Origin of the sequence: Actinocrinis sp. (assembly GCF_035946395.1) — a bacterium.
In the GTDB taxonomy this organism is placed as follows: domain Bacteria; phylum Actinomycetota; class Actinomycetes; order Streptomycetales; family Catenulisporaceae; genus Actinocrinis.
On the sequence record NZ_DASYZI010000372.1, the window covers coordinates 1 to 4,771 of the forward strand.

5 protein-coding genes are annotated in these 4,771 nt (G+C 69.9%); 4 read left to right on the forward strand and 1 reads right to left on the reverse strand.

Annotated features, from left to right (window positions below; all coding sequences use genetic code 11):
• A partial coding sequence (locus VGS97_RS23055; RefSeq protein WP_326855717.1) for a bifunctional transcriptional activator/DNA repair enzyme AdaA occupies nucleotides 1–1,053 on the reverse strand: 1,053 nt, incomplete at its 3' end.
• A gap of 201 nt (nucleotides 1,054–1,254) precedes the next feature.
• On the opposite strand from VGS97_RS23055, the gene VGS97_RS23060 reads away from it, so the two are divergent.
• From VGS97_RS23060 to VGS97_RS23075, 4 genes are all read left to right on the forward strand, one after another.
• Nucleotides 1,255–1,803: a sugar:proton symporter gene (locus VGS97_RS23060; RefSeq protein WP_326855718.1), complete on the forward strand. Its 549-nt coding sequence runs from the start codon at nucleotides 1,255–1,257 to the stop codon at nucleotides 1,801–1,803.
• Nucleotides 1,804–2,097: 294 nt separating this feature from the next.
• The gene (locus VGS97_RS23065; protein WP_326855719.1) at nucleotides 2,098–2,622 is read left to right on the forward strand and encodes a helix-turn-helix transcriptional regulator; all 525 of its coding nucleotides are present in this window, start codon (nucleotides 2,098–2,100) and stop codon (nucleotides 2,620–2,622) included.
• A 189-nt stretch (nucleotides 2,623–2,811) separates the two neighbouring features.
• Nucleotides 2,812–3,732 (forward strand): non-homologous end-joining DNA ligase, encoded by a 921-nt coding sequence (ligD, locus tag VGS97_RS23070; RefSeq protein WP_326855720.1) that lies wholly within the window; start codon nucleotides 2,812–2,814, stop codon nucleotides 3,730–3,732.
• A gap of 233 nt (nucleotides 3,733–3,965) precedes the next feature.
• Complete coding sequence (locus VGS97_RS23075) at nucleotides 3,966–4,703, forward strand: hypothetical protein (protein ID WP_326855721.1); 738 nt, start codon at nucleotides 3,966–3,968, stop codon at nucleotides 4,701–4,703.
• Nucleotides 4,704–4,771: the final 68 nt, after the last annotated feature.

Consider the following 4,771-nt stretch of genomic DNA (forward strand, 5'->3'; position numbering starts at 1 on the left):
TTGCCCGTACGCCGCGACCAGTGCGGTACCGAGTCCGCGACCCGCCGCGACCGTGACCTGCTGGCCGAGCACCGCGCGTACCGCAAGTTCCTCCGGATCGGCGGCGCCCGGCGCGCGCAGCCCTGGCCGCTTCTGCACCAAAGGGCCGAGCACCGCGTCCGCGCCGAGCGTCTCGGCCACAGCGTGGGGATCGGCGTCGAGGTCGAACAGCCGTCGCATCCGCTGGATCGCGGCGGTCAGATCGCGCAGCTCGCCGAGATGCAGCCGACACTCCAGCCATCCGCCCGCCCGCCCAGGCTCGTCGACCTCCGCCACTGCGGCGCCCGCCGGAAGCCGCAGCGTGCGACGGTATGTGCGCGCGCCCCGTTCACCGACGACTTCCTCGACTCCCACGATCGCGCGCCGCTCCAAGTAGTCGAAGATCTCCGTCGCCGCGTACGGCCCGCGGTACGCAAGTCGCAGCGGGACGCCGCCTTCCGTGCCGCTCGCGGGGCTCTTCGGCAGCGCCGTGCGCAGCTGCGTCGGGGTGAGCGCGTAGATCGCCTGGATCGTGTCGTTGAACTGCCGGACGCTGTCGAAGCCCGCGGCGAACGCCACCTCGGAAGCTTGCAGCTGCGTGGTCTGCAACAGTACCCGCGCGGTGTGCGCGCGTTGCGCCCGCGCCAGGGCCACCGGACCCGCGCCGACCTCGGCGTTGAGCTGTCGCTGCAATTGCCGGGCGCTGTAGCCGAGCCGCGTGGCCAGCCCGGTGACGCCCTCGCGATCGACGACGCCGTCCGCGATCAGCCGCATCGCCCGGCCCACCGAGTCGGCACGCACGTTCCACTGCGGCGATCCGGGTACCGCGTCCGGACGGCAACGCCGGCACGCCCGGTAACCCGCGCCCTGCGCTGCCGCCGCCGAGGGGAAGAAATCGACGTTCTCACGCTTGGGCGTGACGGCGGGGCAGCTCGGTCGGCAGTAGATCCCCGTCGTCGACACGGCGAAGAAGAACTCGCCGTCGAACCGCGCGTCGCGGCCGCGTACCGCCTCGTACTTCGCGTCTTGGCTCATCACGACCACTATCCTGCGCCGCCGTACGACCATGTGCTAGCGGGATTCGGACGTCGCATCCCGCTTCCGGGCGGGGTCGGCCGGGTGTCGCGCAGGGCTGTGTGTGGTTTGGGTGCGTCCGGTCGGGTTATCCGGGCGGCACACAGCTTTGTCTGGATGGAGGTGGCTGTGATGGGGACGCACACCATACATCGATCGAGCGTGCCCACGACCCATACGTCAGGCGAGTTCGGGCGGCTGGTGTTCACGCTCATCGGGAGCGCGGCGCTGATCGTCTCCGCGTTCCTGAACTGGTCGCGCGACATCACCGGCGTCAACCTGAGCAACCACGCGCTGATCAGGACCGAGTTCTTCACGCAGAGCGACATCGTCAAGACGGTCGGCGGCATCTCGGTGCTGATCGGTCTGGTCGGGATGCTCGGCCTGGTGGACCGGTCCAGCTGGCTGACCCGGCTCGCCGGGGTGCTCGGCGTCGCGCTGTTCGTCATGTTCGCGGTCGAGGTGTACCGCTCCTCGTACCACACGATGCAGCCCGGCGCCTGGCTCGCGCTCGCCGGCGGCATCGTGCTGCTGCTCGGCGGGTTCGTCGGTGGCCGGGAGACCACCGTGGACGACACCACGGTGATCGAGGAGCGGCGGATGGGCATGGACCCGATGGAGCGGGTGGAGCCGACCGAGCGAACGGAGCGGATGGAACCGCGCGGCATGGGCTCCGACACCGACTCCGAATCGCGCGGCGGGCAGACCTGACAGACGTCGGATGTCGGACTGTGGAGGTCGGGCTTCGGCGACAGTGTGCGGCCATGGCCGTGTCCCGGGACGGTGAGCGTCTCGGGACACGGCGTAGAAGCCTGACGGAAACGACGAGCCTCAAGACAGACGAGCCTCAAGACATCCGACAGCGCCGCCGCCGCACACCGTGCCGATCAGCGGCGCATGCTTTCGCGTTCTCGGGGTACTGCGGCCGCTGCTTTGAACCCGGAGCCGGTGCCGGGCCCGGACGGCAGCCGGGGCGATCCGGCTCGCCGACCTAGGAGGTGCTCGATGACACTCGCGGAGGCGCTCGCCCCGCACGCCGCGCCGGCCAACCCCGCCGCCGCGCGTCACTCGCAGGAAGCCAGGCCGCGAAGGCTGCGGCGCCCGCTGACCGCGCGCGAGGTCGAGGTCCTCGCGCTGATCGCGGACGGCAAGACCAACGAGGAAGTGGCCGAGTTGCTCGGAATAGCCAGGCACACGGTCAAGAGCCATATGGCGCACATCCTCGACGCCCTCGGCGCGATGAACTCCGCCCACGCCGTGGCGATTGCGCACTGCCGCGGCGACTTCGGCCCGCGCCGGCGGATGGCCTGGAATCCGGACGTCTCCTATCGCGAAGTGCAGGTGCTTGAGGGCGTCGCGGTCGGGATGACGGACGTGCAGGTCGGGCGCAAGCTCTGGGTGTCGCAGCACACGATTAAGTCGCACCTGCGCCGGATCTACGTCAAGCTCGGCGTGACGTCTCGCGCGCAGGCCGTGGACACCGCGTTCCGCAGCGGGCTGCTGGTGACCAGAGGCCCCGCGCGCCGCTGACAACGCCGACATGAACGCCGGACGCCGCCCGCCGAGCACCGAGCACCGGAGAAGCTCCGGCGAGGGAGGAGCCGGAAGCGTGGATCGGCGTGTCGGAGCGGTTGGCCGTGTCGTGCGCGGGTAACCACCGGACATGAATGAATTGATCGTCGGTGCGCGCCGCGGGGAGTTTGCCGATCGGGACCATCCGTGACGGACCGATCGGCAAGCACGCTCGTGCGGGTCGGTAATCGGCAACTGCGGCTGTCCAACCTCGACAAGGTCCTGTTCCCGGAGAGCGGATTCACCAAGGGCGAGGTGATCGACTACTACCATCGCGTCGCGCCCGTGATGCTGCCGCATCTTGAGGGCCGGCCGGTCTCGCTCAAGCGGTTCCCGGACGGCACGGCGAAGCAGGGTTTCTTCAACAAGAACGCCCCGGCCAACACGCCCTACTGGCTCAGGACCGTGACACTCGACTCCCCGCACAGCACCAAGGGCCGCGACACGGTCCGCTACCTGCTGCTCGACGAGCCTGCGGCGCTCGTCTGGACCGCGAACCTGGCCGGGCTCGAACTGCACGTGCCGCAGTGGCGGGTCGGCCCGCGCGGCGCCCGCCGCGGCGTGGACCGGCTCGTCTTCGACCTCGATCCTGGCTCACCGGCGGGCCTGGCCGAATGCGCGCAGGTCGCGATGCTGCTGGCCGACGTGCTCGCCGCCGACGGCCTGACCACCTACCCCGGGCTCTCCGGAGGCAAGGGAATGCACCTTTACGCAGCGGTGGCGGAAACGCCTCCGAAGCGCGCCGCCGAGTACGCGCACCGCATCGCCTCCGCACTGGAGCAGCGGCATCCCGACCTGGTGCTGACCCAAATGGCGAAGGAGCAGCGGCCGGGCAAGATCTTCATCGACTGGAGCCAGAACAACGGGCCCAAGACCACCGTCGCGCCGTACTCGCTGCGCGGTCGGCCGCGGCCGACCGTCGCACTGCCGCTGACCTGGGACGAGGTTGAACACGCCGAGGACCTCGGGCCAGGCTTCGAACCGGGCGAAGCGCTCGACCGGATCGCCGACCGCGGCGACATCGCAGGGCCGGTCCTCCGCGACGGCCCCGCACTCCCCGGCGGCTGACGCACGAACTTGACGCATATCGCCCGGGCGACCGTTTACGTTGCGGAATCGTGGTTAACCGTGCGTCAGGCCTGCCGGGTGCCATCCCCCCCTCCCCCGGTAGGCCCCCAATTTTTCCGGCCCGGGTCACGAACGGATCGTCGGATGGCTTGTGCGGACACGGTTAATGGGATATGGCAAGGCAAAAGGGGGCGAAAAGCCCCATGCCTGGGGATGAGGGAGGAGTGACCGGAATGGATGACGAGCAGTCGGTGCAGTCGCTTCCGCCTGAGCAGACGGCAGACAAGGAAGGTCCGGCAGAGGCCGCCTCGCAGGCGAGCCCTGAGGCGGCGGCACACGACGCGGTTCAGGACACCGAGGCGCACGCGGACATCGAGACCGCTGGGGCAGTGAAAGACGCCGCCGAAACGGACACAGCGACAGCCACAACCACAGCCACGGACACAGCTACAGCTACAGCCACGGACATGGGCGTGGGCGTGGGCGTGGACACGGACACTGCCGAACATGACGCCAAGGGGAACGGTCTGCCCCACGGTTCGATCGCGGCCATCGGCGAGCGGCTCGGCCAGCGGGTCGCCCATGTCGGCGAAGCGGCGGGTGACAAGGTCGCACACGTCAGCGAGATCGCGGGCGACCGGATGCACCACGCCGGAGAGGCGGCGGGGGTGCGGGTCGCGCACGCCGGTGAAGCCGCCGGACAAAAGGTCATACTCGCCAGCGAGGCCGCCGAGGGCACGGTGGCCGAGGCGCAGACTCGAGTGGTGCACGCAAAGCAGCGGCTCGTCGAACAGGCGGGAGTGATGGCCGAACGGATTCGCCGCTCCACGCCCACGCCGGCGCGCGAGAAGGGAACGCGCGCGGTCGAGGTCGTGCGGAAGAACTCCCGCAAGGCTTTCGCCGGATCGGCGTTGGTCGGCATCGTGGCAGCCATGCGCCGCCGCAGTCGGCGCTCCGGTGACAGTAGGTAAGGGCGCCAAACCGGCGGGCGGACACGCGACGGCACGCCAGGCTGTGACACGCCAGGTTGGGATACGTC